Genomic DNA, 25,858 nt, shown 5'->3' on the forward strand with positions numbered 1-25,858 from the left:
CCCGGCCCCGGGCGCCGCGGAGCGGAGCGCGGAAGGGGCGGTGCGGAACCGGCCCTGGCGGGATTCCGCTTACGGTCCCCCGGCGTCGGCGGGCGCGGCGGACGCGGCAGCCGGTGGGGGTGATCCGCGTCTCCTGGCCGGTTCGGGGGCCGGGCGAAGCGGTGTGCGCCGGAGACGGCCGCCGGATGGCGGAACCCGACACTCCGCCCCGTTTGCGGGCCTCCCATGGCCGCTCCTTACGATCATCTTCAGACACCTGCTGAATACGGAGCAGGGGCACTCCGCTTCGGGTCACCGCACCGCCCGGCCCAGTTCACTTTCCGTTCACCCGGATTGCCTACGTTCCACATGCCACTGACGTCCAACAGAAGCCTGGGTAAATGGAACACATCACGCTTCTCCTCGGGATCGTGATCGTCACCGCTCTCGTGTTCGATTTCACGAACGGTTTCCACGACACTGCCAACGCGATGGCGACGACCATCTCGACCGGCGCTCTCAAGCCCAAGACGGCGGTGGCCATGTCCGCCGTGCTCAACCTCGTCGGAGCCTTCCTCTCCGTCGAAGTCGCCAAGACGATCTCCGGCGGCATCGTCAACGAGGACGGACTGAAGACAGAGGTCATCTTCGCCGCGCTCGTCGGCGCGATTCTCTGGAACCTCGTCACCTGGCTGGTGGGCCTGCCCTCCAGCTCCTCCCACGCACTCTTCGGCGGCCTCATCGGCGCCGCCGTCATGTCGATGGGCTGGTCGTCGATCAACGGCGGCACCGTCGTCACCAAGATCCTGATCCCGGCCGTCGCGGCCCCGCTCGTGGCGGGCATCGCCGCGACGCTGGCCACCCGCCTGACGTACCGGATCGGCCGCGGCACCGACCAGAAGGCCACCGCCAAGGGGTACCGCGCGGGCCAGATCGCCTCCGCCGGCCTCGTCTCGCTGGCCCACGGCACGAACGACGCGCAGAAGACCATGGGCATCATCACGCTCGCCCTGATCACCGGCGGCGTCCTGAACCCCGGCGCCAACCCCCCGATGTGGGTCATCGTCTCGGCCGGCATGGCCATCGCGCTCGGCACCTACCTCGGCGGCTGGCGCATCATCCGCACCATGGGCAAGGGCCTGACCGACCTCGCGCCGCAGCAGGGCTTCGCCGCCCAGACCAGCGCCGCGACGGCGATCCTCGCCTCCTCGCACATCGGCTTCTCCCTCTCCACCACTCAGGTCTGCTCGGGCGCCGTGATGGGCGCGGGCCTCGGCCGCAAGGGCGGCGTGGTCCGCTGGTCGACCGCGACCCGGATGTTCGTCGCGTGGGGCCTGACCCTGCCGGCGGCGGGCCTGGTCGGCGCGGGCGCCGAGTTCCTCACCAAGCAGGGCCCCTGGGGCATCGCGGCCACCGCGACGCTCCTGATCGCGGGCTCGGGCGTGATCTGGGTGCTCTCGCGGCGCAACGCCGTCGACCACACCAACGTCACGGACGACGAGATCGGCCACGACGACACCGCGGTCGCCGAGCCCGCGGGCGTGGTCACCACCGCGATCGCCGCCGTCTCCCCTCCCCCGGCGGGCGTGCCTGCCGCCGCCGTCCCCGTGGACCAGCCCGTCAGGGTCACGGTCTCGGCCCCGACCACCACCACGACCGGCGCCATGGCGGACCCCGCCCGGCCCGCGACCGTGTAAGGACAGACCAGCATGAGCATCGACTGGGCAGCTCTCGGCTCCGTCTTCGGAGTCAGTCTCGCGGTGACGGTGGCCCTGGTGGGCCTGTTCACCCTCGGCGTCGTCGGCCTCTCCCGGCAGGAGACGGCGGCCGCCGCCACGGGCGGCACCGCGGCCCTGGCGCGCACCGGCGCGTATGCCTGCTTCGCCCTGTGCGCGGCGGCGGTGGCGTACGGCATCTTCCTGATCGTCGCCTGACGGCAGGGCCGTCGGCCGGTCTTCCCGGGTGGGGCGCGGAGCGTACGGAGCTCCGCGCCCCACCCGTATATCCGGATCCCGCGCGCCGGGCGTGCGCGCAACCCCGCATGTGGGCCCCAACACACTCTCCCGCCGCAGGTCAACGGCGAGTTGACGGGCCTTCGCGGACCGTGGTGGACTGCCCGGGCCAACTACGGCGGCAGAAGAGGAAGCCGGTGCGAATCCGGCGCGGTCCCGCCACTGTCACCGGGGAGCCACTCCCCGCGAGCCAGGAACTCTCGCCGCCGATCACGTCGAACCAGGGCGCGGACACCCTGAGTGAGGACATATCGCCATGCCCGGCCGCCCGGTGCCGCCCCTTCCCCGCTCGTCGAAGCCTCTCCGCAGCACGGCGACGGGCTGAGCGCATGAGTGCCGATCGCGACTTCGCGTACGGCGCCGCCGCCGGCCTCCTCGGTGACCTGCTGCTCGGCGATCCCCGCCGGGGCCATCCGGTCGCCGCGTTCGGCCGTGCCGCGGGCGCCGTCGAGCGGCTGCTCTGGCGCGACCACCGCGGCTGGGGCGCGCTGCACACCGTGGTCTGCGCGGGAGGCGCGGCGGGCGCCGCCGCCCTCGCCACCACCCTCGTACGCCGCTCCCGGGCCGGAACCGTCGCGCTGACCGCCGCCGCGACCTGGGCCGTCGTCGGCGGCACCTCGCTCGGCCGGGAGGCGCGGGCCATCGGCGGCGCGCTGGAGGCCGGGGACATCGAGGTCGCGCGGGAGCGGCTGCCGCATCTGTGCGGGCGCGATCCGCAGGCGCTGGACGCCGACGGCATCGCGCGGGCCGTCGTGGAGTCCGTCGCCGAGAACACCTCCGACGCGGTGGTCGGGGCGCTCGTGTGGGGCGCGCTGGGCGGGGTGCCCGGACTCGTCGGCTTCCGGGCCGTCAACACACTGGACGCGATGGTGGGCCACAAGTCGGCCCGCTACCGCCGGTACGGCTGGGCCTCCGCCCGCCTCGACGACGTCGTCGGATGGCCGGGGGCGCGGCTCACCGCGGGCCTCGCGGCGCTGGCCGGGGGATCGCCCGCCGGAGCGGTACGGGCCTGGCGCGCGGACGCGGCGAAGCATCCGAGCCCGAACGCCGGACCCGTCGAGGCGGCCTTCGCCGGCGCGCTTGGCGTACGGCTCGGGGGGACGCTGTCGTACGGGGGGCGGGTCGAGCACCGGCCCGTTCTGAACGCGGAGGGGCGCGACGTGCGCGCGGGGGACATCGAACGGGCGGCGAAGCTGTCCCGCCGCGTCGGCCTGCTCGCCCTCGGCGCCGTGGTCACCGCCCGCTGGGCACTTCGGTCGGCAACGTCAGGGAGAACGTCATGAGCGGTGGACTGCTCGTCGCAGGGACCACCTCGGACGCGGGCAAGAGCGTCGTCACCGCCGGCATCTGCCGGTGGCTGACCCGCAAGGGCGTGTCCGTCGCGCCGTTCAAGGCGCAGAACATGTCCCTCAACTCCTTCGTCACCCGCGAGGGCGCCGAGATCGGGCGGGCCCAGGCCATGCAGGCGCAGGCCGCCCGCGTCGAGCCCAGCGCGCTGATGAACCCCGTTCTGCTCAAGCCCGGCGGCGACCGCTCCAGCCAGGTCGTGCTGATGGGCAAGCCGGTCGGCGAGATGAGTGCGCGTGGCTACCACGGAGGGCGGCAGGCGCAGTTGCTCGACACCGTCCTGGGATGCCTGGCGGAACTCCGGGGCACGTATGACGCCGTGATCTGCGAAGGCGCGGGCAGTCCCGCCGAGATCAATCTGCGGCGCACCGACATCGTCAACATGGGCATCGCGCGCGCCGCCCGCTTCCCCGTCCTGGTGGTCGGGGACATCGACAGGGGCGGGGTGTTCGCGTCGTTCTTCGGGACGACGGCGCTGCTGAGCGCGGCCGACCAGGAGCTCGTCGCGGGCTACCTGGTGAACAAGTTCCGGGGGGACGTCTCCCTCCTGGAACCCGGGCTCGACATGCTGCTCGGTCTCACCGGGCGGCGTACGTACGGTGTGCTGCCGTTCCAGCACGGGCTCGGCATCGACGAGGAGGACGGCCTGCGGGTGTCCCTGCGGGGCGCCGTCCGGGAGTCGGTGGTGGCCCCGCCGGTCGGCGAGGACGTGCTGCGGGTCGCCGTGTGCGCGGTGCCGCTGATGTCCAACTTCACCGACGTGGACGCGCTGGCCGCCGAGCCGGGCGTCGTCGTGCGGTTCGTGGACCGCGCCGAGGAGCTCGTCGACGCCGACCTCGTGGTCGTGCCGGGCACGCGCGGGACCGTACGCGCCCTTGAGTGGCTGCGCGAGCGCGGCCTCGCCGACGCCCTGGCACGACGCGCCGCCGAGGGCCGCCCCGTGCTCGGGATCTGCGGCGGCTTCCAGGTCCTCGGCGAGCACATCGAGGACGAGGTCGAGTCGCGGGCCGGGGCCGTCGACGGGCTCGGGCTGCTGCCGGTGCGGGTGCGGTTCGCCCGCGAGAAGACCCTGGCGCGACCGGTCGGCGAGGCCCTCGGCGAGTACGTCGAGGGGTACGAGATCCACCACGGCGTCGCCGACGTCCTGGGCGGCGAGCCCTTCCTGGACGGCTGCCGGGTCGGCGAGGTCTGGGGCACGCACTGGCACGGATCGCTGGAGAGCGACGCGTTCCGGCGCCGATTCCTCACCGAGGTCGCCCGCGCGGCCGGACGCCGCTTCGTGCCCGCGCCCGACACCAGCTTCGCGGCGCTGCGCGAGGAACAGCTCGACCTGCTCGGCGACCTGATCGAAGAACACGCGGACACGGACGGCCTGCTGGGCCTGATCGAGAACGGCGCGCCGGCCGGGCTGCCGTTCATCGCGCCCGGCGCGCCCTCGTGAGCGCCGTCGTGAGCACCACCCCGCACCACCGCATCAAGGAGGCTCAGTGACCACCCCGTACCCGTTCACCGCTCTCGTCGGCCAGGACGACCTGCGGCTCGCGCTCCTGCTGAACGCCGTCTCGCCCGCCGTGGGCGGTGTGCTCGTGCGGGGTGAGAAGGGCACCGCCAAGTCCACCGCCGTGCGCGCGCTCTCGGCGCTGCTCCCCGAGGTGCCGGTCGTCGCCGGGTGCCGCTTCTCGTGCGATCCGGCCGCCGCCGACCCGAACTGCCCGGACGGCCCGCACGAGACGGGCGGCGCCACCGCGCGGCCCGCCCGGATGGTCGAGCTGCCGGTCGGCGCGTCCGAGGACCGCCTCGTCGGTGCCCTGGACATCGAGCGGGCACTCTCGGAGGGCGTCAAGGCCTTCGAGCCCGGCCTGCTCGCCGACGCGCACCGCGGCATCCTCTACGTCGACGAGGTCAACCTCCTCCACGACCACCTGGTCGACCTCCTCCTGGACGCCGCCGCCATGGGCGCCTCGTACGTGGAGCGCGAGGGCGTCTCCGTGCGGCACGCCGCACGCTTCCTGCTCGTCGGCACGATGAACCCCGAAGAGGGCGAGCTGCGCCCGCAGTTGCTCGACCGGTTCGGGCTGACCGTCGAGGTGGCCGCATCCCGCGAGACCGACCAGCGCGTCGAGGTCGTACGGCGGCGCCTCGCGTACGACGACGATCCCGAGGGCTTCGCCGGGCGCTGGAGCGAGGCGGAGTCCGCGCTGCGGGACCGCGTCGTGGCGGCGCGGGCGCTGCTCCCCCAGGTCGTCCTCGGCGACGCGGCGCTGCGGCAGATCGCGGCGACCTGCGCGGCGTTCGAGGTCGACGGGATGCGCGCGGACATCGTGATGGCGCGCACCGCGACGGCGCTCGCCGCGTGGGCGGGCCGTACCGACGTGCAGAGCGAGGACGTGCGCCAGGCCGCGCTGCTCGCGCTGCCGCACCGCAGGCGCCGCAACCCCTTCGACGCGCCGGGCCTCGACGAGGACAAGCTCGACGAGACGCTGGAGGAGGCGCGCGAGGACGAGGCTTCCGCGGAGCCGGAGCCTCCGGAGGGCGACGACGACCCGGACGGCGGCGGTCCTGACGGCGGCCCCGACGGTGGCGGCCCCGACGGCGGCGGGCAGCCCCCGGCCGACGGCCCGGAGCCCCCCTCCCCCGACCTGCCCGCACAGCACCAGGGCCCCGACCCCGACGAGACAGCGGCCCCTCAGGAGCCCGCCCCCGCCCCGGGCGGCGCCACCGGCGAGCAGCAGGCCGTACGGGCCGCCGAGCCGTTCCGCACGAAGATGCTGAGCGTGCCCGGCATCGGCGAGGGCGCCGCGGGCCGCCGCTCGCGTGCCCGCACCGAGCACGGGCGCACGACGGGTTCGCGCCGCCCCCGAGGCGCCCTGACCAAGCTGCACCTGGCGGCCACGGTGCAGGCCGCGGCCCCGCACCAGAAGGCCCGCGGACGCTCCGGCACCGGCCTCGTCGTACGCCGCGACGATCTGCGGCAGGCCACCCGGGAGGGGCGCGAGGGCAATCTCGTGCTGTTCGTCGTGGACGCGTCCGGGTCGATGGCGGCGCGGCAGCGGATGAGCGCCGTCAAGGGCGCCGTGCTCTCGCTGCTCCTCGACGCCTACCAGCGGCGCGACAAGGTGGGGCTCGTGACGTTCCGGGGCAAGGACGCCGAGGTGGCGCTGCCGCCGACGTCGTCCGTGGACGCGGCGGCGGCCAGGCTCGAATCACTGCCGACGGGCGGGCGCACCCCGCTGGCCGCCGGGCTCCTGAAGGCGCACGACGTGCTGCGGATCGAGCGGCTGCGGGACGCGGCGCGCCGTCCGCTGGTGGTCGTGGTGACGGACGGGCGGGCAACCGGGGGCGTGGAGCCGGTGGCCCGCGCGGGCCGTGCCGCCAGGCTGTTCGCGGCCGAAGGCGTCGCCTCGGTCGTCGTGGACTGCGAGTCGGGCTACGTGCGTCTTGGTCTCGCGGGGCAGCTCGCGGGCGAGCTCGGCGGGACGGCCGTGACCCTCGACGAGCTGCGGGCGGATTCGATCGCCGGCCTCGTCAAGGACGTACAGACCATGAACTCGCCTTCGAGGAGGGCCGCTTAATGCCGCAGGGACAGCCGAGCGTCGTACCGGACGACGGGCTCACGACGCGCCAGCGCCGCAACCGTCCGCTGGTCTTCGTGCACACGGGCATCGGCAAGGGCAAGTCGACCGCCGCGTTCGGGCTCGCGCTGCGGGCCTGGAATCAGGGCTGGCCGATCGGCGTCTTCCAGTTCGTGAAGTCGGCGAAGTGGAAGGTCGGCGAGGAGAACGCGCTGAAGGTCCTCGGCGCCTCCGGCGAGGGCGGCTCGGTCGCCTGGCACAAGATGGGCGAGGGCTGGTCGTGGATCCAGCGCGCCCCCGCCGAGGGCGAGTTGACCAATGAGGACAAGGCCCGCGAGGGCTGGGAGCAGGTCAAGCGGGACCTCGCCCAAGAGACGTACAAGCTGTACGTCCTCGATGAGTTCGCCTACCCGATGCACTGGGGCTGGATCGACGTGGAGGAGGTCGTGGAGGTCCTCCGCGACCGCCCCGGCACCCAGCACGTGGTCATCACCGGGCGCAACGCGCCGCAGCAGCTGATCGACTTCGCCGACCTGGTCACCGACATGTCCAAGGTCAAACACCCGATGGACACGGGGCAGAAGGGCCAGAGGGGCATCGAGTGGTAGCTCGCCTCGTCATCGCGGCGCCGTCGTCGGGCAGCGGCAAGACGACCGTCGCGACGGGCCTGATGGCCGCGTTCGCGGCGGCCGGGCTCGCCGTGTCCCCGCACAAGGTCGGGCCGGACTACATCGACCCCGGCTACCACGCGCTCGCGACCGGCCGCCCCGGCCGCAACCTGGACGCGTACCTGTGCGGCCCCGACCTGATCGCGCCGCTGTTCGCGCACGGCTCCGCCGGGTGCGATCTCGCCGTGGTCGAGGGCGTGATGGGGATGTACGACGGGGCCGCCGGGCAGGGCGAACTCGCCTCCACGGCCCATGTCGCGAAGCTGCTGCGGGCCCCGGTCGTCCTGGTCGTCGACGCGTCGTCGCAGTCGCGCTCGGTGGCGGCGCTGGTGCACGGCTTCGCGTCGTGGGACCCGGAGGTGCGGATCGCGGGCGTCATCCTCAACAAGGTCGGCTCCGACCGGCACGAGCAGTTGCTGCGTCAGGCGCTGGACGAGTCGGGGGTGCCGGTGCTCGGTGCTCTGCGCCGCGCTTCCCAGGTCCGGGCGCCCTCCCGGCACCTGGGGCTCGTTCCGGTGGCGGAGCGGCAGGCCGAGGCGGTCGAGTCCGTCGCCGCACTCGCCGCCCAGGTGCGGGAGGGGTGCGACCTGGACGCCCTGCTCGCGCTGGCGCGCAGCGCGCCCTCGCTGTCGGGCGACGCGTGGGATCCGGTTGCGGCTGTGGCCTGCGGCGCTGCTCTCCCCGATCCCGCCCCTTCCCGAAACCGGGGCGCCGCCCCGGACCCCGGCACGGGGCTCGGTCCATCACCGGCTGCGCCGGGTTCGTCCGCAAAGGCCGGACAGGCTGGATCTCGCCCCCGCATCGCCGTCGCCGGTGGGGCCGCCTTCACGTTCTCGTACGCCGAGCACGCCGAGCTCCTCACCGCCGCCGGGGCGGAGGTCGTCACCTTCGACCCGCTCCGCGACGAGCAACTCCCCGACGGGACCGCGGGTTTGGTCATCGGCGGCGGGTTCCCCGAGGTCTACGCTCCTGAGCTGTCCGCCAACGAGCGGCTCAGGAAGGCCGTCGCCGAACTCGCGCTCTGTGGTGCGCCGGTGGCCGCCGAGTGCGCGGGGCTGCTCTACCTCGCGCGCGAGCTGGACGGGAAGCCGATGTGCGGGGTGCTCGACGCACAGGCGCGGATGGCGGAGCGGCTGACGCTCGGGTACCGGGAAGCGGTGGCCGTGTCGGACAGCGTGCTCGCGGTCGCGGGCGCGCGGACGCGGGGCCACGAGTTCCACCGCACCGTCGTCGAGCCCGGCGCGGGGCCGACGCCCGCCTGGGGGCTGCACGCGCCCGAGCGGCGCGTCGAGGGCTTCGTCCAGGGGAACGTGCACGCCAGCTATCTGCACACGCACTGGGCGGCGGAGCCGGGCGTCGCGCGCCGCTTCGTCGGGAGCTGCACGCCGTGACCGCACGGGTCGGCTCAGCCCGCGATGCCCACCACCAGCCAGATGAACGCCGCGCCCGCCACCGTGCACAGCAGGGTCGAGCGGGCCGGGTGGTCGTGGTGCGCCTCGGGCAGGATCTCGGCCGCCGCGAGGTAGAGCAGCGCGCCGCCGAAGAAGCCGAGATAGCCGCCGAGCAGTTGCTCCGGAATGGTGAAGAGCAGCGTCGACGCGGCGCCCACCACCGGCGCCGCCGCGTCGGCGAACAGCATCGCGAGGGCCTTGCGGCGGGCGTTCCCGTACAGGCTGGTGATCGTGTACGTGTTGAAGCCGTCCGCGAAGTCATGGGCGACGACGGCCAGCGCCACGGCGACGCCCATGCCCCCGCCGACCTGGAAGGCCGCGCCGATCGCGACGCCGTCCATGACGCTGTGGCCCACCATCGCGGCGGCCGCCGTGAGCCCCACCTCGGGCACCCGCCCGCCGTCGTGCCCGCCCGCGCCGTGCGCGGCCTGACGGCCCGCGAGGAGCCGTTCGACCAGATGGGCGACGAGGAAGCCGCCCACGAACAGGAGCAGGGCCGCCGGTACGCCGAAGACGAGTCCGCCCGCGGCGTCCAGCGCCTCCGGCAGCAGGTCGAGGCCGACGACGCCGAGCATCAGGCCACCCGCGAGCCCGAGGACGAGATGGCGCCGGTCGGTGACCCGCTGGGCCGTCCAGCCGCCGACCAGGGTCATGAGGAAGGCGCCGAGCGCCACGAACACCGCCATGGGCCCTTGCTATCCGATTGACCCCCTGCCCCGCACATCCACCTCCCCCCGCCTCACACGGAAGGACCTCCCCATGACCGGTGCCGGACGGACGACGCCCCCTGATGACACCGTCCTCGTCGTCGGCGTCGGTGCCTGTGAGGACGCGGCGGTGGGCGAGGTGCTCGGCCTCGTCCGGGCGGCGGTCCGCGAGGCCGGTTTCCCCGAGGAGGCGGTCGCCGAGCTGGCGACGGTCGACGTGAAGGGCGGGGAGCCGGGGATCGTGGGGGCGGCGGCGCGGCTCGGGGTGCCGCTCGTGACGTACTCGGCGCGGGAGCTCGCGGAGGTGACGGTGCCGAACCCCTCGGCGCGGTCCCGGGCGGCGGTGGGCACGCCGTCGGTGGCGGAGGCGGCGGCGCTGCGCGGCGGGGGCGAACTCCTCGTGCCCAAGCGGAAGTCGGCGCCCGAGGGGCGTCCTTCGATGGCGACGTGCGCGGTCGCGGGCCTGCGGCGGCCCCGCGTCCCGGCCCCCGTCGACCTGCGCCACCACGGGGACGCGGAGGTACGGGACGACGGCGCGGACCTCACCGACCTGGCGGTCAACGTACGGTCCGACACTCCCCCGGCCTGGCTCAAAGAGGTGATCGCCAGGTCCCTGGACGGCCTGGCGGCCTACCCGGACGGGCGCGCGGCGCGCGAGGCGGTGGCGGCACGCCATGGCCTGCCGCAGGACCGCGTGCTGCTCACCTCGGGCGCGGCGGAGGCCTTCGTGCTGCTCGCCCGCGCCCTGAAGGTGCGTCACCCCTACGTCGTGCACCCGCAGTTCACCGAGCCGGAGGCGGCGCTGCGGGACGCGGGGCACGAGGTCGGGCGCGTGCTGCTGCGGGAGGAGGACGGCTTCCGCCTCGACCCCTCGGTGGTGCCTGAGGAGGCCGACCTGGTGGTCGTCGGCAATCCCACGAACCCCACGTCCGTCCTGCATCCGGCGGCGTCGGTCGCCGGGCTGGCGCGGCCCGGGCGGACTCTGGTGGTGGACGAGGCCTTCATGGACGCGGTGCCGGGCGAACGGGAGGCGCTGGCGGGCCGCACGGACGTGCCCGGCCTCGTGGTGCTGCGCAGCCTCACGAAGACGTGGGGCCTGGCCGGGCTGCGGATCGGCTATGTCCTCGCCGCGCCCGACACGATCGCCGCCCTCGCGCAGGCGCAGCCGCTGTGGCCGGTGTCCTCGCCCGCGCTTGAGGCGGCGCGGGCGTGCGTGGGGCCGCGGGCGCTCGCCGAGGCCGGCCACGCGGCGCACCGTGTCGCCGCGGACCGGGCCCACCTGCTCGCCGGCCTGGCGGAGCTGTCCTCCTTCGGGGTCCGCGCGGTGGAGCCCGCGGAGGGGCCCTTCGTGCTGATACGGGTGCCCGGGGCGGCCGGGGTGCGCGAGCGGCTGCGGGGGCGGGGGTTCGCGGTGCGGCGCGGCGACACGTTTCCTGGCCTGGGGCCTGACTGGATCCGGGTCGCCGTCCGCGATCGCGCCACGTCGGACCGCCTCCTCGGCGCGTTCTCGGCGGTGCTCGGGGGGCCGGAACAGACCCGCCGCTCCGCGGCGGATGCCTCCCACCCACCCACCCGTTCGCCCCGCAACGCACGGCGGAGGTAGGGGCGGGGGCCGGGGCGTTTGCCCCGCAACGTACAGCAGGACGGGGCCAGCCCCCACCGGGCCGCAGTCGCACACGCACCGGAGGGGACGTGGGGGTATGTGCGAACGGAGCACCGAGCACGCTATAGCCCCATTGTTCGTGCAGCGTGGCGCAGGGATAGCGAGTACGCACATTCCCCCGCGGCCCCGCCCCACAACCGAACAACAGGCGCACCCCACCCAAGGCGCCCCCGCCCCACAACCGCACAACCGCACACCACCCAAGGCGCCCCCGCCAGAATCAGCCTCGCCTCCGCCTCCTGCCCAGCGCCACCGCCCCACCCCCCGCCAGCAGCAACGCCACCGCCCCGCCCGCCACATACGGCGTCATCGAGCTGCCGCCCGTCTCCGCCAGCTCCGACTCCACCGGCTTCGCAGACTCCACCGGCTTCGCCGGTTTCGCCGGCTCCCCCTGCGGCCGCGGCTTCGTCTCCGCGTCCTTCGGCGGTGCTCCCGCCGGTGTCTCACACTCCGCCCCGGCCAGCGTCACCGCACCCGTCACCTCCGCCACGTTCAGCTTCAGGGGGTTCACGGACACCTTCAGTTCCAGCGCGGACGCCGCGGCCGTACGCGACGTCACGTGCGTCTTCGACAGGTCGAGCCGCACCTCGCCGACGCCCGGCACCTTCACCTCGGTCGTCCCCCCGGCGGTCAGCGTGACCTTCTTGCCGAGCACGGTCACCCCACCCAGCAGATTCGACTCGGCGACCGGCCGCTTCCCCGCCGTGCAGAGCGCCTTCGAGGTGACCTGCTCGACCTCGATGAGGGAGAGCAGCGGCAGCCCCGGCACATGGACCCGGACCCGCGCGATGTTGCTGTAGCCCTCGGCCGTGGCGCCGCGCACCGTCGCCTTCGCCGTGGCCACGTCGGCGCGCAGCACGCTGAACGGGCGGCCTCCGTCGACCCCGTTCAGGTGGGCGTTCAGCGCGGTCTTCGAGGCGCTGGCAGGGGCCCGCACCTCGTTCAGGGCGACGTTGAGCGGGACGTTCACGGTCTTGTTGAGCAGGGAGACGTTCAGACCGGTGCGCAGGACGACGGCGTCGGCGCGCCCGCCCCGGTGGCCGTCGCCACCCGTGGCCTGCGCGGACCCCGCGCCCGCGAGGGCCGCGGGTCCGGCGGCGAGCGCGGTGGCGACGGCGACGACGGAGAGGCGGCGCGCGGGCATGCGGAAGGTGTTGCTGTTCAAGGTGGTGGAACCCCCACGAGAGAGACGGGCCACCGGCGGCGCACGTCACAAGGGGACAACGCGTGCGAACCGGCCGACGGCGTCGCCCTGCATCGGCGAGGGCGACGCGGGAATCTTTACGCACTGTGGGTGAACGGTCAGCAACGTGGCGTGAGTTCACTCCAAAGGGAGGTTTCCGCCCACGCTTTCGAATCCCCCGGCACAGGCGTTCCCTCACGTCACCCGAGCAACCGGCCGCCCGCGCACGGCCGTTGACGCGCGCTCCCCCGCGGGGCGACTCCAACGACCCGCACCACCCCCGCGTAACGCCCGGGTCAACCGGGCGCCGGCCGAGCCTCCGCCATCACGGCCGGACCCCGGCCGTCACCCCACCACCCGCCCGTTCAGCACCACCCTGCGCGGCGCCGCGAGCACCCGTACGTCCTGACGGGGGTCCGCCTCGTACACCACGAGGTCCGCCGGCGCGCCCTCCGCGAGACCGGGGCGCCCGAGCCAGTCGCGCGCGCCCCAGGTCGTGGCGGAGAGCGCGTCCACCGCGGGGATGCCCGCGAGGGTCAGCTCGGCGACCTCCGCGGCCACCAGGCCGTGGGCCAGGGAGCCGCCCGCGTCGGTGCCCGTGTAGATCGGGACGCCCGCGTCGTACGCGGCGCGCACGGTGTCGTAGCGGCGGGCGTGCAGCCGGCGCATATGGTCCGACCAGCGGGGGAACTTCTTCTCGCCGCCCGCGGCGAGGGCCGGGAACGTGGCGATGTTGACGAGTGTCGGGACGATCGCGACGCCGCGCTCCGCGAAGAGCGGGATCGTGTCCTCGGTCAGCCCCGTGGCGTGCTCGATGCAGTCGATCCCCGCCTCGACCAGGTCGCGCAGGGAGTCCTCGGCGAAGCAGTGGGCCGTGACGCGGGCGCCGAGGCGGTGGGCCTCCGCGATCGCCGCCCGCACCGCGTCGCGCGGCCAGCACGCCGTCAGGTCACCCGCCTCGCGGTCGATCCAGTCGCCGACGAGCTTGACCCAGCCGTCCCCGCGCCGCGCCTCCTGGGCGACGTACGCCACCAGGTCCTCGGGCTCGATCTCGTGGGCGTAGTTGCGGATGTAGCGCCGGGTGCGCGCGATGTGGCGGCCCGCCCGGATGATCTTGGGGAGGTCCTCGCGGTCGTCGATCCAGCGGGTGTCGGAGGGCGAGCCCGCGTCGCGGAGCAGGAGGGCCCCGATCTCACGGTCGGTCAGCGCCTGCTTCTCTGCGGTGGCGGCGTCGACCGGACCGTGCGCGTCCAGGCCCACGTGGCAGTGTGCGTCGACCAGGCCGGGCAGGGCCCAGCCCTGGACGGTACGGATGTCGGCCGCGGCCGTCCCCGCGGGCCGGTCGTACGTCACCCTCCCCCCGACCACCCACAGTTCGTCGCGTACCTCATCGGGCCCGACGAGCACCCGCCCCGTCACGTGCAGCACCGCGTGATCACTCATGGCAGCAGCTTAGGAGGCACTCGCAGCGCCCGGTACGGGCCCGGTCGGTACGCTCGGTACCGCAGCCCGAACGAACTCGTGAGCGAAGTGAGCAGTGACGTGAGCAGTACTGTGACGCATCCCTTTCTGGACCTGGCGCCGCTGAGCGCCCAGCACTTCGCCGCCATCCAGGCACGGGTGGCGGACCTGCTCGGCACCCGACAGGACGTCGTGATCATGCAGGGCGAGGCCCTGCTGCCCCTGGAGGGATGCATCCGGGGTGCGGCGCGGCCGGGCACGACCGCGCTGAACGTGATCACCGGGCCGTACGGCCAGACCTTCGGGAACTGGCTGCGGGACTGCGGCGCGACCGTCATCGACCTCGCCGTGCCCTTCCACACGGCCGTCACCGCCGACCAGGTGCGCCAGGCCTTCGCCGAGCACCCGGAGATCGACTTCGTCTCGCTCGTGCACGCCGAGGCCGCGACGGGCAACACCAACCCCGTAGCGGAGATCGGCGAGGTCGTGCGCGCGCACGGGGCGCTGTTCATGCTGGACGCGGTCGCCTCGGTGGGCGCCGAACCGCTGCTGCCGGACGCGTGGGGCGTGGACCTGTGCGTGATCGGCGCGCAGAAGGCGATGGGCGGGCCCGCGGGTGTCTCCGCGGTGTCCGTGAGCGAGCGGGCCTGGCAGCGCATCGCCGCCAATCCGCAGGCGCCGCGCCGCTCCTACCTCTCCCTCCTGGACTGGAAGGAGCGCTGGATCGACGGTGGCCACAAGGCCCTGCTGCACGCGCCCGCCCAGCTGGAGATGCTCGCACTCGAAGCGTGCGTGGAACGTATCGAGACGGAGGGTCTCGACGCCCTGATGTCGCGGCACGCCACCGCCGCGGCCGCCACCCGCGCGGGCGCGCTCGCGCTGGGCGGGGGCCTGGAGCCGTACGTGCACGACGCGGCGGACGCGGCTCCGGTCGCCACCACCCTGCGGGCGCCCTCAGGCGTGGACGCCTCGGCCCTGGTGGCCGCGGCGCTCGCCTCGGACCCGGCGCTTGCGCTGGTCGCCGGGGGCGGGGCCCTGGCCAAGGAGATGATCCGGGTCAACCACTACGGCCAGGACGCGACCCGTGGCGCGGTGCACGCCTGCCTGGCCGCGCTGGGCGCCGCGATGGGCGAGGCCGGTCTCGCGGTCGACCTGGAGGCGGCCCGGCGCGCGGTGAACGACGCCTGGCGCTGAGAGCCCGCCTTCGAACCCCCGTCGTCCGCGCGAAGCGCGGGCGCAGCGCGCGCGGGGCCTTCGGCGGCATCGGCCCCGACCTGTACGAAATCGCTGCGGCCGTCCACCGCCCCATGGCAACGTACCTGTCATGACCACACTTCCGGACGGCCGCCGCATCCCGCCCCTGACCGCAGACGAGCCGGCCCTGCTGGCGGGCTGGCTCGACATGCACCGCGCCACCCTGGCGCTGAAGTGCGCGGGGCTCGACGACGAGCAGACGCTGCGCACGGCCGTCGAGCCGTCCGCACTCTCGCTGTTCGGCCTGGTACAGCACCTCGCGGAGGTCGAACGCAACTGGATCCAGCGGATCTTCGCCCGGCGCGACGTGCCGCTGCTCTACGGGGAGGACCAGTCCTGCGCCTTCACCCCGGACCGGTCCAGGACGTTCGCCGAGGTGCTCGCGGTGTGGGAGCGCGAGGTGGAGGTGAACCGGGGGATCTGCGCGGGGCGTCCACTCGACGACACGGGGCGGCTCGGCGCCGAGGAGGCGGCGGTCGTGGGCGGCGAGGAGACGGTCAGCCTGCGCTGGATCCTGGTCCACCTCATCGAGGAGTACGCCCGGCACAACGGCCACGCCGATCTCCTGAGGGAACGCATCGACGGGGTCACCGGACCGTGAATCCACCCCTCCGCCTCTTTGCGTCACTGTGAATTCCCGCAACCAATCCCACGAATTGTTTATAAACTCGAGAAGCACAGCTTCCCGTATTCTTCTGCCCGCTTTCCCGGGTCCTAAACACTAAGATTTCGACAGCACCAAATACCGCAATCCGGACACCTTCCGTGCGATTGCGGATCTGTGACGTACTCCACATCGCGCCCGTTTTGTGCAATAAATCCCGGTCAAATCCCCCCAAACCGGCGAGACCTCATGCGGGCGCGCACCTACGCGTGATAACACATGAACCGCTTTCATGTAACCCCTCCCCCCGATGCAATCCCAGGAATTGCTCGGTAAATTCAATCCGCATGACCGCTGCACAAGCCGATCTACCGACCGACCTGCAAGCGAAATTCCTGAAAATGCCAGAGGGGCTGCGACTCGACAGTCCCGTGGTCGCCGACGGCGCCGCCATCTGGCGGATCGCCCGCGACTCCAAAGTGCTCGACCTGAACTCGTCCTACAGCTATCTGCTGTGGTGCCGTGACTTCGCGGCCACGTCCGTCGTGGCGCGGGACGCCGCCGGGGAACCGGTCGGCTTCATCACCGGCTACATCAGGCCCGAGCGCCCGGACACCCTGCTCGTCTGGCAGGTGGCCGTCGACCACGGGCAGCGCGGCCGCGGACTCGCCGGCGCGCTGCTCGAAGGGCTGACCGCGAAGGTCGGCGCCGGGCGCGAGCTGAGCACGGTCGAGACGACCATCTCGCCGGGGAACACCGCTTCCGAGCGGCTGTTCCTCTCCTACGCACGGCGCCACGGCGCGTCGGTCGAGCGGAAGACCCTCTTCGACGCGGGGATCTTCCCGGATGACGGGCACGAGCCCGAGGTGCTCTACCGCATCGGTCCGATCCACCCCTGAACTTCGCTCCCCCCGCACGCCCGAACCCCCCACTCCCACGCCTTTCCATCTCCCAGGAGATCTGCTGTGACCATCACCCAGCCCGACCTGAGCGTCTTCGAGACCCTGGAGTCGGAGGTGCGCAGCTACTGCCGCGGTTGGCCTACGGTCTTCGACCGCGCGCAGGGCAGCCGCATGTACGACGAGGACGGCCATGAGTACCTCGACTTCTTCGCCGGAGCCGGTTCACTCAACTACGGCCACAACAACCCGGTCCTGAAACGCGCCCTCATCGACTACCTGGAGCGCGACGGGGTCGTCCACGGCCTCGACATGTCGACCAGCGCCAAGCGCGCCTTCCTTGAGTCGTTCCAGAACATCATCCTGCGCCCGCGCGACCTGCCGTACAAGGTCATGTTCCCGGGCCCGACGGGCACCAACGCCGTGGAGTCGGCGCTGAAGCTCGCCCGCAAGGTCAAGGGCCGTGAGTCGATCGTGTCGTTCACGAACGCCTTCCACGGCATGTCGCTCGGCTCCCTCGCGGTGACCGGCAACGCCTTCAAGCGGGCGGGCGCCGGCATCCCGCTGGTGCACGGCACCCCGATGCCGTTCGACAACTACCTGGACGGCCGGACCCCCGACTTCATCTGGTTCGAGCGGCTCCTGGAGGACCAGGGGTCCGGCCTGAACCAGCCCGCCGCCGTGATCGTCGAGACGGTGCAGGGCGAGGGCGGCATCAACGTCGCCCGCGCCGAGTGGCTGCGCAAGCTCGCCGACGTGTGCGAGCGCTGGGACATGCTCCTGATCGTCGACGACATCCAGATGGGCTGCGGCCGCACCGGTGCCTTCTTCTCCTTCGAGGAGGCGGGCATCACGCCGGACATCGTGACGGTGTCCAAGTCCATCAGCGGCTACGGCATGCCGATGTCGCTCTGCCTGTTCAAGCCGGAGCTCGACGTGTGGGAGCCGGGCGAGCACAACGGCACGTTCCGCGGCAACAACCCCGCGTTCGTGACGGCCGCCGCCGCCCTTGAGGCCTACTGGGCCGACGGTTCGGCGATGGAGAAGCAGACCCGCGCCCGCGGCGAGCAGGTCGAGCAGGTGCTCGCCGCGATCGTCGAGGAGAACCGCACGGAGATCAAGGAGTTCCGCGGCCGCGGTCTCGTCTGGGGCATCGAGTTCCTGGACAAGGACCGCGCGAGCGCCGTGGCGAAGCGGGCCTTCGAACTGGGCCTGCTCATCGAGACCTCCGGCCCCGAGGGTGAGGTCGTCAAGCTCCTTCCGGCGCTGACGATCACCCCCGACGAGCTGGACGAGGGGCTGCGCACGCTGGCCCGCGCGGTCCGCGAGACCGCCTGACCGAGCGACCCGGCCGGCCCCCGGCACCGTAAGAGAAAAGGAATCAACTCACCGTGATCGTCCGTTCGTTCAAGGACATTGAAGGCACCGACCGGCATGTGAAGGCCGCTTCGGGTACCTGGGAGAGCAAGCGCATCGTCCTCGCCAAGGAGCGCGTCGGCTTCTCGGTCCACGAGACCATCCTGTACGCGGGTACGGAGACGTCGATGTGGTACGCGAACCACATCGAGGCCGTCGTCTGCACCAAGGGTGAGGCGGAGCTGACCGACGACACGACCGGCGAGAAGTACACGATCACGCCGGGCACCATGTACCTGCTCGACGGGCACGAGAAGCACACGATGCGGATCAAGGAGGACTTCCACTGCATCTGTGTCTTCAACCCGCCCGTCACGGGTCGTGAGGACCACGACGAGAACGGCGTGTACCCGCTGCTCACGGAGCCGGACGCGGACTGATCGAGTCCTACATCCCGAACAGGGCCGTACGAGAGGAGAGGCAGGCAACACCATGACCACCGCACCCGAACGCACCAGTGACCTGTACCCGACGCGAGGCACCGAAGAGGTGCTCATCGAGCGCAAGGACCCCGTCGTGTGGTCCGAGCCGGGCGCTGAAGGGCCGATCTCGGCCGGGGATCTGGCCGGGTTCGAGCGGGACGGTTTCCTGGCGATCGACCAGTTGATCACCCCGGACGAAGTGAGCGTCTACCACGCCGAGCTGGAGCGGCTCATCAACGATCCGGCGATGCGCGCGAACGAGCGCTCCATCGTCGAGCCGCGCTCCCAGGAGATCCGGTCGATCTTCGAGGTGCACAAGATCAGCGAACTCTTCGGCAGGCTCGCGGCGGACCCGCGCGTCGTCGGCAGGGCACGGCAGATCCTGGGCTCGGACGTCTACGTCCACCAGTCACGGATCAACGTGAAGCCGGGCTTCGGCGCCTCCGGGTTCTACTGGCACTCGGACTTCGAGACCTGGCACGCGGAGGACGGCCTGCCCAACATGCGGACCGTCTCGGTGTCCATCGCGCTGACGAAGAACTACGACACCAACGGCGGCCTCATGATCATGCCGGGGTCGCACAAGACGTTCCTCGGCTGCGCGGGCGCCACGCCGAAGGACAACTACAAGCGGTCGCTGCAGATGCAGGACGCGGGCATCCCGTCGGACGCGACGCTCACACACCTCGCCTCCGACTACGGCATCCGCCTGTTCACGGGCGAGGCGGGATCGGCGACGTGGTTCGACTGCAACGCCATGCACGGCTCGGGGGACAACATCACCCCGTACCCGCGCAGCAACGTCTTCATCGTGTTCAACAGCGTGGAGAACACGGCGGTGGAGCCGTTCGCGGCGCCGGTGCGCCGTCCCGAGTACATCGGGGCGCGGGACTTCACCCCGGTGAAGTGACCTGCCGGTGAAGTGACCTGTCAGATGGGCGTGTTCGGCCCGGTTCCCTTTCCTGGGAGCCGGGCCGTTCGCCGTTCTACGGCTACTGCGCCAGGAAGGCGTAGTCCGTGTAGCCCTTCTCGGCGCCGCCGTAGTAGGTCGCGGGGTCCGGGGTGTTGTACGGGCCGCCCGCCTTCAGGCGGGCCGGCAGGTCGGGGTTGGCGAGGAACAGGGCGCCGAACGTGACGATGTCCGCGGTGCCGTCCTCGACCAGGGTGAGCGCGTCGGGGCCGGTGGGGCCTTCGCTGTGCGGATTCAGGACGAGCGTGCCGCCGAAGTCCTGCCGCAGCCGTACGGTGAGCTCGCGGACGCCGCCGATCTCCATGATGTGCAGGTACGCGATGTCGAGCGCGGCCAGCTCCTTGGCGAGCGCGGTGTACACGGGCTCGGGGTCGGGCTCGGAGATGCCGTTGGCGGGGTTGCCGGGCGAGATGCGCAGGGCGGTGCGGGAGGCGCCGATCTCCTCGGCGACGGCGGCGGCGACCTCGACGGCGAACCGGACGCGGTTCTCGGGCGAGCCGCCCCACGCGTCGGTGCGGCGGTTGGAGCCGGGGGCGAGGAACTGGTGGATCAGGTAGCCGTTGGCGCCGTGCAGTTCCACGCCGTCGAAACCCGCGTCGATCGCGTTGCGGGCGGCGGTGGCGAAGTCGGCGATGGTGGCGCGGATCTCGGCGTCGGTCAGCTCGCGCGGGGTGACGAAGTCCTTGGGGCCCTCGGCGGTGTACACCTGTCCGTCGGCCGCGACCGGCGAGGGGGCGACGTTGATCAGTCCGTCGGGCAGGAGGACGGGGTGGCCGACGCGGCCCGCGTGCATGAGCTGGGCGAAGATCGTGCCTCCGGCGGCGTGCACGGCGTCGGTGACCTTGCGCCAGGCGGCGGTCTGCTCGGCGCTGTGCAGGCCCGGCGTGTCCGGGTATCCCTGGCCGACCACGGAAGGCTGGATGCCCTCGGTGACGATGAGTCCCGCGGAAGCGCGCTGCGCGTAGTACTCCGCGGTCAGATCGGTGGCGACACCGCCCTCACCGGCGCGGCTCCGGGTCATGGGGGCCATGGCGATGCGGTTGCGGAGCGTGGTGCCGGACAGGTCGATCGGGTCGAACGCGGTGGTCATCAGAACTCCCTGACTGAGATACGACGGAAATATGTGGTCGGCCAATCATTTGCGCTGAGAGCACTGTAACCCATTCCTTGGCCGACCAAGGTATTCTTTTGGTAGACGTCTCACGATCGACAAACAGGAGCACGTGATGAAGGCCGACACCGTCCAGGCACCTCCGGGCGACCCCGTCTGTACGCCCGGGGCCTCCGGTGTCGCCGACGCGGGACCTGTCAGTCTCGCCGTCAGCCGGGTCGCCCGGCTGCACCGCATCGCCGCGGGCAAGGTGCTGAAGGGTCTCGGCCTCTACCCCGGCCAGGAGTTCGTGATGATGCACCTGTGGGAGGCGGGCGCGGTCCGGCAGTCCGAGCTGATCAAGGCGGTCGACCTCGACCCCTCGACGGTCACGAAGATGCTGCAGCGCCTGGAGCAGGCCGGCCACGTACGCCGCCGCCCCGACCCGAGCGACCGCCGCGCGGTCCTGGTCGAGGCGAGCGCGGCGAGCTGCGGCCTGCTCACTCAGGTGGAACGCGCGTGGGGCGAGCTGGAGGGCCACACGCTGGCGGGCCTGGACGACACGGAACGCGCGGACCTGGCGCGGCTCCTCGCGAAGGTGGAGACGAACCTGTGCAAGGAGACGGAGGACTGCCCGGAGCGGAAGGGGCGCGCCTGAGGGCGCGGTCTCGGTCTCTGCTCCGACCTGATCCGATCTGATCCGATCAGATCAGATCAGAGCCAGGACAGCGACGCCGCCCGGGTCAGGACCCGCTGAGCCGCCGACTCGTCGCCCGATGTGCCGCGCGGCACCCGGTCCGGCGCGCGCCGGCCGCCCACCAGCAGGCAGAAGTCGACCGGGCCAAGGACGAGTTGCGCGCGTACCGGGTCGTCCGCGCTGCCGAGGACCCACTCGGTCTCGCCGCCCTCCCCGGCGACGGTGAGCGCGACGGGCGGAGCCTTCGGGCCGAGGGCCGGGCCGAGCAGGCGGACGGCGAGGCGCACGAGCCGCCACAGGTGCGGGGGCGGCGGCGGGGGCACGACGCGGTCGAGGGCGCATCCGATGGCGTCGGCGTGCACCCAGGTGTCGAAGGCGCGCGCCAGGAAGTGGTCGGTGACGGGCAGCAGGACGCCCGCCAGCTCCGTTGCGCGGGCGGCACGTTCGGCGTCGTGGGCGGCACGTGACGAGAGCAGTCCGGCGGCCTGGACGCGCCAGGCGGAGACGGTCTGCGCGGGGGTGCGGGCCCGCTCGCGGCGGATCACCTCGCGGGTACGCGCCTTCCTCGCCGTACGCCAGGACGCGCCGTCCGACGAGCCGGGGGCGGGCTGCTGCGCGCGGGGGCCGGGGCCGAGCCGCCGGGCGAGCGGCTCGTCGGCGGCGATCAGATGGGCGACGGTGTCGCGGACGTCCCGGTCGTGCGCGACCGGCGTGCTCCAGGGCCCGCGCTCGTCCAGTTCGCCGAGAAGTGCCTGGAGCGCGGCGACCGCGGCGGCGTAAGAGCCTGTGTCATATCCCCGGTCGGATCAGTGGGCGTCGTCTGGTGCGTGCGATCGCAAGGCGCCGGGAAGTCCTCGGTGGGGGTCCCCCCGGGCCGTTCAGGCCTGAGGGAGGAGCTACTAGGGCTTTTCGGCAACGCGGCTAGCGTGCGTGCCAGGCGGCGACCACCCGGCCGGGGATATGACACAGGCTCTAAGGAGCGGCGTGCGGGGCCGTGCGCAGGGCGGGGGCGCGGGTCCGCAGGGCCAGCGAGAGTCCGTGCGCCGTGGACGGCGCGTCCGGTGCCGGGTCCGGCACGGCGGGGCCGTCGAGGTACCGCACGGTGGCCCGCAGCCGCGCGGCATCGGCGGCGCAGGGCACGCACTCCCCCAGATGCCGGCCGACCTCGGCCTCCTCGCCCGCAAGGAGGGCGTCCACGGCCCGGGCGCCGAGCAGTTCGCGTACCGCCGCGTGGGGGTCCGTCACGGGCGCTCACCTCGCGGGGGCGGGTCCGCGAGGGTCTCGGTCAGTGTGCCAAGGGCCGCCCGCAGACCGCTCTTGACGGCGTCTTCGGGGATGCCGAGTTCGACGGCGGTCTGCCGGTAGGTGCGGCCCGCGAAGTAGGCCAGGTGCATCACCTGCTGCTGGGACGGCGGGAGCCGGGTGAGGGCGGAGTGCAGGAGCAGGGAGCGCTCCTGCTCGACGACCGCCCCGTCCGGCGAGCGCCCGTCCGGGGAGTGCCCCGGCGCCGGGACCGCTCGCGGGGCCGCCCCGTCGGCGGGCACGGCCTTGCGGTGCCGCTCCTCGCCGCGCACCCAGTCCACGGCGCGCCGGTGGGCGAGCATCGAGAGCCGGACGCGCAGGCCGCCGTGGCGGGCGTCGTACGCGTAGGGCCGGCTCCACAGGTGGGCGAAGACCTCCTGCGCCACGTCCTCGGCGGCGGCATGGTCGCGGGTGACGCGCGCCGCGACGCGGCGGACGAGCGGGCCGTACGCGGCGTAGGCCTCGGCGAGGGCCGCCTCCTCGCCGTGCACCAGGCGCCGGTGCAGGGCGGCGTCTGCGGCGGGCCCACCGGGGCGGGCCCGCGGCTCCGGCGTGCCCGGCTCCTCGGACGACGGCTTCACCGGCACCACCACCTCGCGCGGCCGTTTCGTCCTGTCAAGCCTGGCGTTCCGCGGCCCGCCGCGCCAGGCCTCAGCAGGAGAGGACGTCGAGGAGGCGGTCCACATCCGCCTCGGTGTTGTACAGGTGGAACGTCGCCCGCAGGTGTCCCGCCCGTGCCGAGGTGAGGATGCCGGCCCGGGTCAGCTCGGCGGCGCGGTCTGCGAGGCCGGGCACCGAGACGATGGGGGCGCGGCCCGGCACGGGGACGTGGCCGAGCTCCGCGAGTCCGGCGCGGTAGCGGGCGGCGAGCGCCGTGTCGTGGGCGTGGATCGCGTCGATCTCCGTCTCCTCGACGAGGGTGAGGGCCGCCGCCGCGCCGTGGTAGGCGAGGAAGGCGGTGGGTTCGTCGAACCGGCGGGCGTCCGGGGCGAGTTCGGTGAGCGGGCCGTACGTGGAGTGCCAGGTGTCGGCCGCGGCGAGCCAGCCGCCGTGCAGCGGGACGAGGGAGTCCTGGACCTCCTCGCGCACGGTCAGGAAGGACACGCCGCGCGGGCACAGGAGCCATTTGAAGGCGCCGGTGAGGGTGTAGTCGTAAGCGTCGGCGTCCAGCGGCAGCCAGCCCACCGCCTGGGTCGCGTCGAGCAGGGTGCGCGCGCCGTGGGCGGCGGCCGCCGCGCGGACGGCGGGCAGGTCGGCGGTGCGGCCGTCGGCGGACTGGACGGCCGAGAAGGAGACGAGCGCCGTCGTGGGCGTGACGGCCTCGGCGAGCCCGTCCAGCGGCGCGTACCGCATCTTGAGGTCGCCGCGCAGCACGAAGGGGTTCACGATGGAGGCGAACTCGCCCTCGGGCACGAGGACTTCGGCGCCCGGGGGCAGGGAGGCGGCGATCAGCCCGGCGTGCACGGCGACGGACCCGCCGACCGCCACCCGGCCCTTGGCCACGCCGACGATCCGGGCGAACGCGGCCCGCGCCGCGTCCACCACCTCGAAGTCACCGGCGCCGCCCGGCCTCCCCGCACCGTTCTCGACGGCGAGCGTCCGGATCGCGTCGATGGCGCGGCGCGGCAGAAGACCGCAGCTCGCGGTGTTCAGATACGTCGACGTGGGAGCGAATTCCGTACCGGTGTTGATCCCCATGGACTCCATGGGGATCAACCTATGCGGCGTGTCAGGCCTGCGGAACCGCGCATCCGTCGGGCCCGCACGCATCGCCGCCGTCGGCCGTCGCGAGGGTGGTGAGCGGCGCGCGCTCGCCCCACGCCTGCTCCAGGGCCTGCGAGAAGACCTCGGCGGGCTGGGCGCCGGAGACGCCGTACTTGCGGTCGAGGACGAAGAACGGCACGCCGTTCGCGCCCAGCTCGGCTGCCTCGCGCTCGTCGGCGCGGACGTCGTCGGCGTACCGCTCGGGGTCGGCGAGGACGGCCCGCACCTCGCCCTCGTCAAGGCCCGCCTCGACGGCGAGCTCCACGACGCGCGCGTCGTCCGCGAAGACGGACCGCTCCTCGGCGAAGTTCGCGCGGTAGAGCAGGCCGATCAGCTCGTCCTGCCTGCCCTGCTCCTTGGCGAAGTGCAGCAGGCGGTGCATGTCGAAGGTGTTGCCGTGGTCGCGGCCCTCCGTGCGGTAGTCGAGTCCTTCGGCCGCGGCGTTCTCCCCGAGCCGCCGCTCGCCCTCGCGGGCCTGCTCCTCGCTCATGCCGTACTTCTGCATGAGCATCGGCAGGACGAGCCCGGTGTCGCCCTTGGCGCGCCCCGGGTCCAGCTCGAAGGAGCGGTGCACGACCTCGACGCCGTCACGGTGCGGGAAGGCGGCGAGCGCCTTCTCGAAGCGGGCCTTGCCCACGTAGCACCAGGGGCAGGCGATGTCGCTCCAGATCTCGACGCGCATGTGTGTGGCTCTCTTCAGGTCGTACATCGGGTGGGCACGGAGGCAGCCTCCGCTCCCCGCGTCAACGTACGGGCAAAGCGCCGCATTCCCGGTACCGCTCCCGGGTCTACGAGCCGTCCCGCAGCCCCTTCGGCCAGTTCGGGCGGAACTCGATGTGGTCGTACGTCACCACGCAGCCCTCGCCGACGGGCGACTGCGCCATGAAGCCGACGAGCGCGGCGCCCGCCGACTCCTCGTCGCCGAGGGAGAAGATCCGCACGAAGGTCCACCGCTCGCCGTCCGTCGACGCGTGGAAGGCGAACGCCGAGCCCGTACGGCTGATCCGCAGCCAGGCGCTGGTGCCGTCCACCACGAACGCGTTGGCGTCGTCGGAGTGGCCGCGGGTGACGACCGTGCAGATCGTCGGCTCGTCCGGGGAGCGCTCCAGGCAGAGCTTGGCCCACTCGCGCTCGCCCACGTGCAGGTAGAGCACGCCCGCGTCGAAGGCGGCGGCGAAGCCGACCGTGACGCGGGCGATCAGCTGGAAGTCGCCCTCCGGGGCACCGAGCAGGCGCGGCGCGTCGGAGGCGGGCTCCAGCGCCTCGCCCGTCGGCGCGACGAAGCGGTCCTGGCGGGCGCCCGCCCAGCCGGTGAGCACGCCGTCCTCGTGGGACCAGTGGCCGTCGGGGCCGTAGGTGCGCAGCGGGAAGGGCAGTTCGGGGATCGTGACGTCCAT

General features: G+C 73.0%; 25 protein-coding genes and 1 riboswitch. Of the genes, 15 read left to right on the top strand and 10 right to left on the bottom strand.

Going from position 1 to position 25,858, the window contains the following annotated elements:
* Positions 1–380 precede the first annotated feature (380 nt).
* The 7 genes from AC07DI_RS35670 to AC07DI_RS35700 all read left to right on the top strand — a co-directional run bounded on the left by AC07DI_RS35670 (position 381) and on the right by AC07DI_RS35700 (position 8,969).
* Positions 381–1,676, top strand: a complete 1,296-nt coding sequence (locus AC07DI_RS35670; RefSeq protein ID WP_478908933.1) for an inorganic phosphate transporter — start codon at positions 381–383, stop codon at positions 1,674–1,676.
* Between the two features lie 12 nt (positions 1,677–1,688).
* Entirely contained in the window at positions 1,689–1,913 is a 225-nt protein-coding gene (locus tag AC07DI_RS35675) for a hypothetical protein (RefSeq protein WP_384257625.1), read from the top strand.
* Between the two features lie 157 nt (positions 1,914–2,070).
* A riboswitch (cobalamin riboswitch) is annotated at positions 2,071–2,210 on the top strand.
* Positions 2,211–2,320: 110 nt separating this feature from the next.
* The gene (locus AC07DI_RS35680) at positions 2,321–3,274 is read left to right on the top strand and encodes a cobalamin biosynthesis protein (RefSeq protein ID WP_478908935.1); all 954 of its coding nucleotides are present in this window, start codon (positions 2,321–2,323) and stop codon (positions 3,272–3,274) included.
* Positions 3,271–4,779, top strand: coding sequence for a cobyric acid synthase (locus AC07DI_RS35685; protein ID WP_478908937.1), 1,509 nt, complete (start codon positions 3,271–3,273; stop codon positions 4,777–4,779). Before AC07DI_RS35680 ends, AC07DI_RS35685 begins: the two co-directional genes overlap by 4 nt.
* 46 nt (positions 4,780–4,825) lie before the next feature.
* Entirely contained in the window at positions 4,826–6,910 is a 2,085-nt protein-coding gene (locus AC07DI_RS35690) for a putative cobaltochelatase (RefSeq protein WP_478908939.1), read from the top strand.
* Positions 6,910–7,518: a cob(I)yrinic acid a,c-diamide adenosyltransferase gene (gene cobO / locus AC07DI_RS35695; protein WP_478908941.1), complete on the top strand. Its 609-nt coding sequence runs from the start codon at positions 6,910–6,912 to the stop codon at positions 7,516–7,518. The genes AC07DI_RS35690 and cobO overlap by 1 nt, the downstream gene beginning before the upstream one ends.
* On the top strand, positions 7,512–8,969 hold the full coding sequence (locus AC07DI_RS35700; protein ID WP_478908942.1) for a cobyrinate a,c-diamide synthase: 1,458 nt from the start codon (positions 7,512–7,514) through the stop codon (positions 8,967–8,969). Before cobO ends, AC07DI_RS35700 begins: the two co-directional genes overlap by 7 nt.
* A gap of 14 nt (positions 8,970–8,983) precedes the next feature.
* Here the strand turns inward: AC07DI_RS35700 and AC07DI_RS35705 are convergent, their stop codons facing one another.
* Positions 8,984–9,715, bottom strand: coding sequence for a ZIP family metal transporter (locus tag AC07DI_RS35705; protein ID WP_478908944.1), 732 nt, complete (start codon positions 9,713–9,715; stop codon positions 8,984–8,986).
* 73 nt (positions 9,716–9,788) lie between these two features.
* On the opposite strand from AC07DI_RS35705, the gene cobC reads away from it, so the two are divergent.
* Positions 9,789–11,339, top strand: a complete 1,551-nt coding sequence (cobC, locus tag AC07DI_RS35710) for an Rv2231c family pyridoxal phosphate-dependent protein CobC (protein WP_478908946.1) — start codon at positions 9,789–9,791, stop codon at positions 11,337–11,339.
* A gap of 280 nt (positions 11,340–11,619) precedes the next feature.
* Here the strand turns inward: cobC and AC07DI_RS35715 are convergent, their stop codons facing one another.
* Entirely contained in the window at positions 11,620–12,564 is a 945-nt protein-coding gene (locus AC07DI_RS35715) for an SCO1860 family LAETG-anchored protein (protein WP_478908947.1), read from the bottom strand.
* 363 nt (positions 12,565–12,927) lie between these two features.
* Positions 12,928–14,025, bottom strand: a complete 1,098-nt coding sequence (locus AC07DI_RS35720; protein ID WP_478908949.1) for an amidohydrolase family protein — start codon at positions 14,023–14,025, stop codon at positions 12,928–12,930.
* Between the two features lie 111 nt (positions 14,026–14,136).
* On the opposite strand from AC07DI_RS35720, the gene AC07DI_RS35725 reads away from it, so the two are divergent.
* From AC07DI_RS35725 to thpD, 6 genes are all read left to right on the top strand, one after another.
* A complete protein-coding gene (locus tag AC07DI_RS35725; protein ID WP_478908974.1) occupies positions 14,137–15,237 on the top strand; it encodes a pyridoxal-phosphate-dependent aminotransferase family protein in 1,101 nt (366 codons plus the stop codon).
* Positions 15,238–15,367: 130 nt separating this feature from the next.
* Entirely contained in the window at positions 15,368–15,898 is a 531-nt protein-coding gene (locus tag AC07DI_RS35730) for a DinB family protein (protein WP_478908951.1), read from the top strand.
* A gap of 350 nt (positions 15,899–16,248) precedes the next feature.
* Positions 16,249–16,800: a diaminobutyrate acetyltransferase gene (gene ectA / locus AC07DI_RS35735; RefSeq protein WP_478908952.1), complete on the top strand. Its 552-nt coding sequence runs from the start codon at positions 16,249–16,251 to the stop codon at positions 16,798–16,800.
* 66 nt (positions 16,801–16,866) lie between these two features.
* Complete coding sequence (gene ectB / locus AC07DI_RS35740) at positions 16,867–18,138, top strand: diaminobutyrate--2-oxoglutarate transaminase (protein WP_478908954.1); 1,272 nt, start codon at positions 16,867–16,869, stop codon at positions 18,136–18,138.
* Positions 18,139–18,191: 53 nt separating this feature from the next.
* Complete coding sequence (locus AC07DI_RS35745; protein ID WP_361727199.1) at positions 18,192–18,596, top strand: ectoine synthase; 405 nt, start codon at positions 18,192–18,194, stop codon at positions 18,594–18,596.
* A 52-nt stretch (positions 18,597–18,648) separates the two neighbouring features.
* Positions 18,649–19,548, top strand: coding sequence for an ectoine hydroxylase (gene thpD, locus AC07DI_RS35750; protein WP_384257595.1), 900 nt, complete (start codon positions 18,649–18,651; stop codon positions 19,546–19,548).
* 82 nt (positions 19,549–19,630) lie between these two features.
* Here thpD and AC07DI_RS35755 read toward each other — a convergent pair whose 3' ends face one another.
* Positions 19,631–20,698: an alkene reductase gene (locus AC07DI_RS35755; RefSeq protein WP_478908956.1), complete on the bottom strand. Its 1,068-nt coding sequence runs from the start codon at positions 20,696–20,698 to the stop codon at positions 19,631–19,633.
* Positions 20,699–20,834: 136 nt separating this feature from the next.
* Here AC07DI_RS35755 and AC07DI_RS35760 point away from each other — a divergent pair, with 136 nt between their 5' ends.
* Positions 20,835–21,356, top strand: coding sequence for a MarR family winged helix-turn-helix transcriptional regulator (locus AC07DI_RS35760; RefSeq protein WP_384257590.1), 522 nt, complete (start codon positions 20,835–20,837; stop codon positions 21,354–21,356).
* A 56-nt stretch (positions 21,357–21,412) separates the two neighbouring features.
* Here the strand turns inward: AC07DI_RS35760 and AC07DI_RS35765 are convergent, their stop codons facing one another.
* The 6 genes from AC07DI_RS35765 to AC07DI_RS35790 all read right to left on the bottom strand — a co-directional run bounded on the left by AC07DI_RS35765 (position 21,413) and on the right by AC07DI_RS35790 (position 25,858).
* On the bottom strand, positions 21,413–22,132 hold the full coding sequence (locus tag AC07DI_RS35765) for a maleylpyruvate isomerase N-terminal domain-containing protein (RefSeq protein WP_478908976.1): 720 nt from the start codon (positions 22,130–22,132) through the stop codon (positions 21,413–21,415).
* Positions 22,133–22,367: 235 nt separating this feature from the next.
* Positions 22,368–22,640, bottom strand: coding sequence for a hypothetical protein (locus tag AC07DI_RS35770; RefSeq protein ID WP_478908958.1), 273 nt, complete (start codon positions 22,638–22,640; stop codon positions 22,368–22,370).
* Complete coding sequence (locus tag AC07DI_RS35775; RefSeq protein ID WP_478908978.1) at positions 22,637–23,290, bottom strand: RNA polymerase sigma factor; 654 nt, start codon at positions 23,288–23,290, stop codon at positions 22,637–22,639. The genes AC07DI_RS35770 and AC07DI_RS35775 overlap by 4 nt, the downstream gene beginning before the upstream one ends.
* A 58-nt stretch (positions 23,291–23,348) precedes the next feature.
* The gene (locus AC07DI_RS35780; RefSeq protein WP_478908960.1) at positions 23,349–24,404 is read right to left on the bottom strand and encodes an aminotransferase class V-fold PLP-dependent enzyme; all 1,056 of its coding nucleotides are present in this window, start codon (positions 24,402–24,404) and stop codon (positions 23,349–23,351) included.
* 22 nt (positions 24,405–24,426) lie between these two features.
* Positions 24,427–25,143 (bottom strand): DsbA family oxidoreductase, encoded by a 717-nt coding sequence (locus AC07DI_RS35785; protein WP_478908961.1) that lies wholly within the window; start codon positions 25,141–25,143, stop codon positions 24,427–24,429.
* Positions 25,144–25,249: 106 nt separating this feature from the next.
* A complete protein-coding gene (locus tag AC07DI_RS35790; RefSeq protein ID WP_478908963.1) occupies positions 25,250–25,858 on the bottom strand; it encodes a DUF1349 domain-containing protein in 609 nt (202 codons plus the stop codon).

Source organism: Streptomyces sp. NPDC044106, from assembly GCF_056433985.1.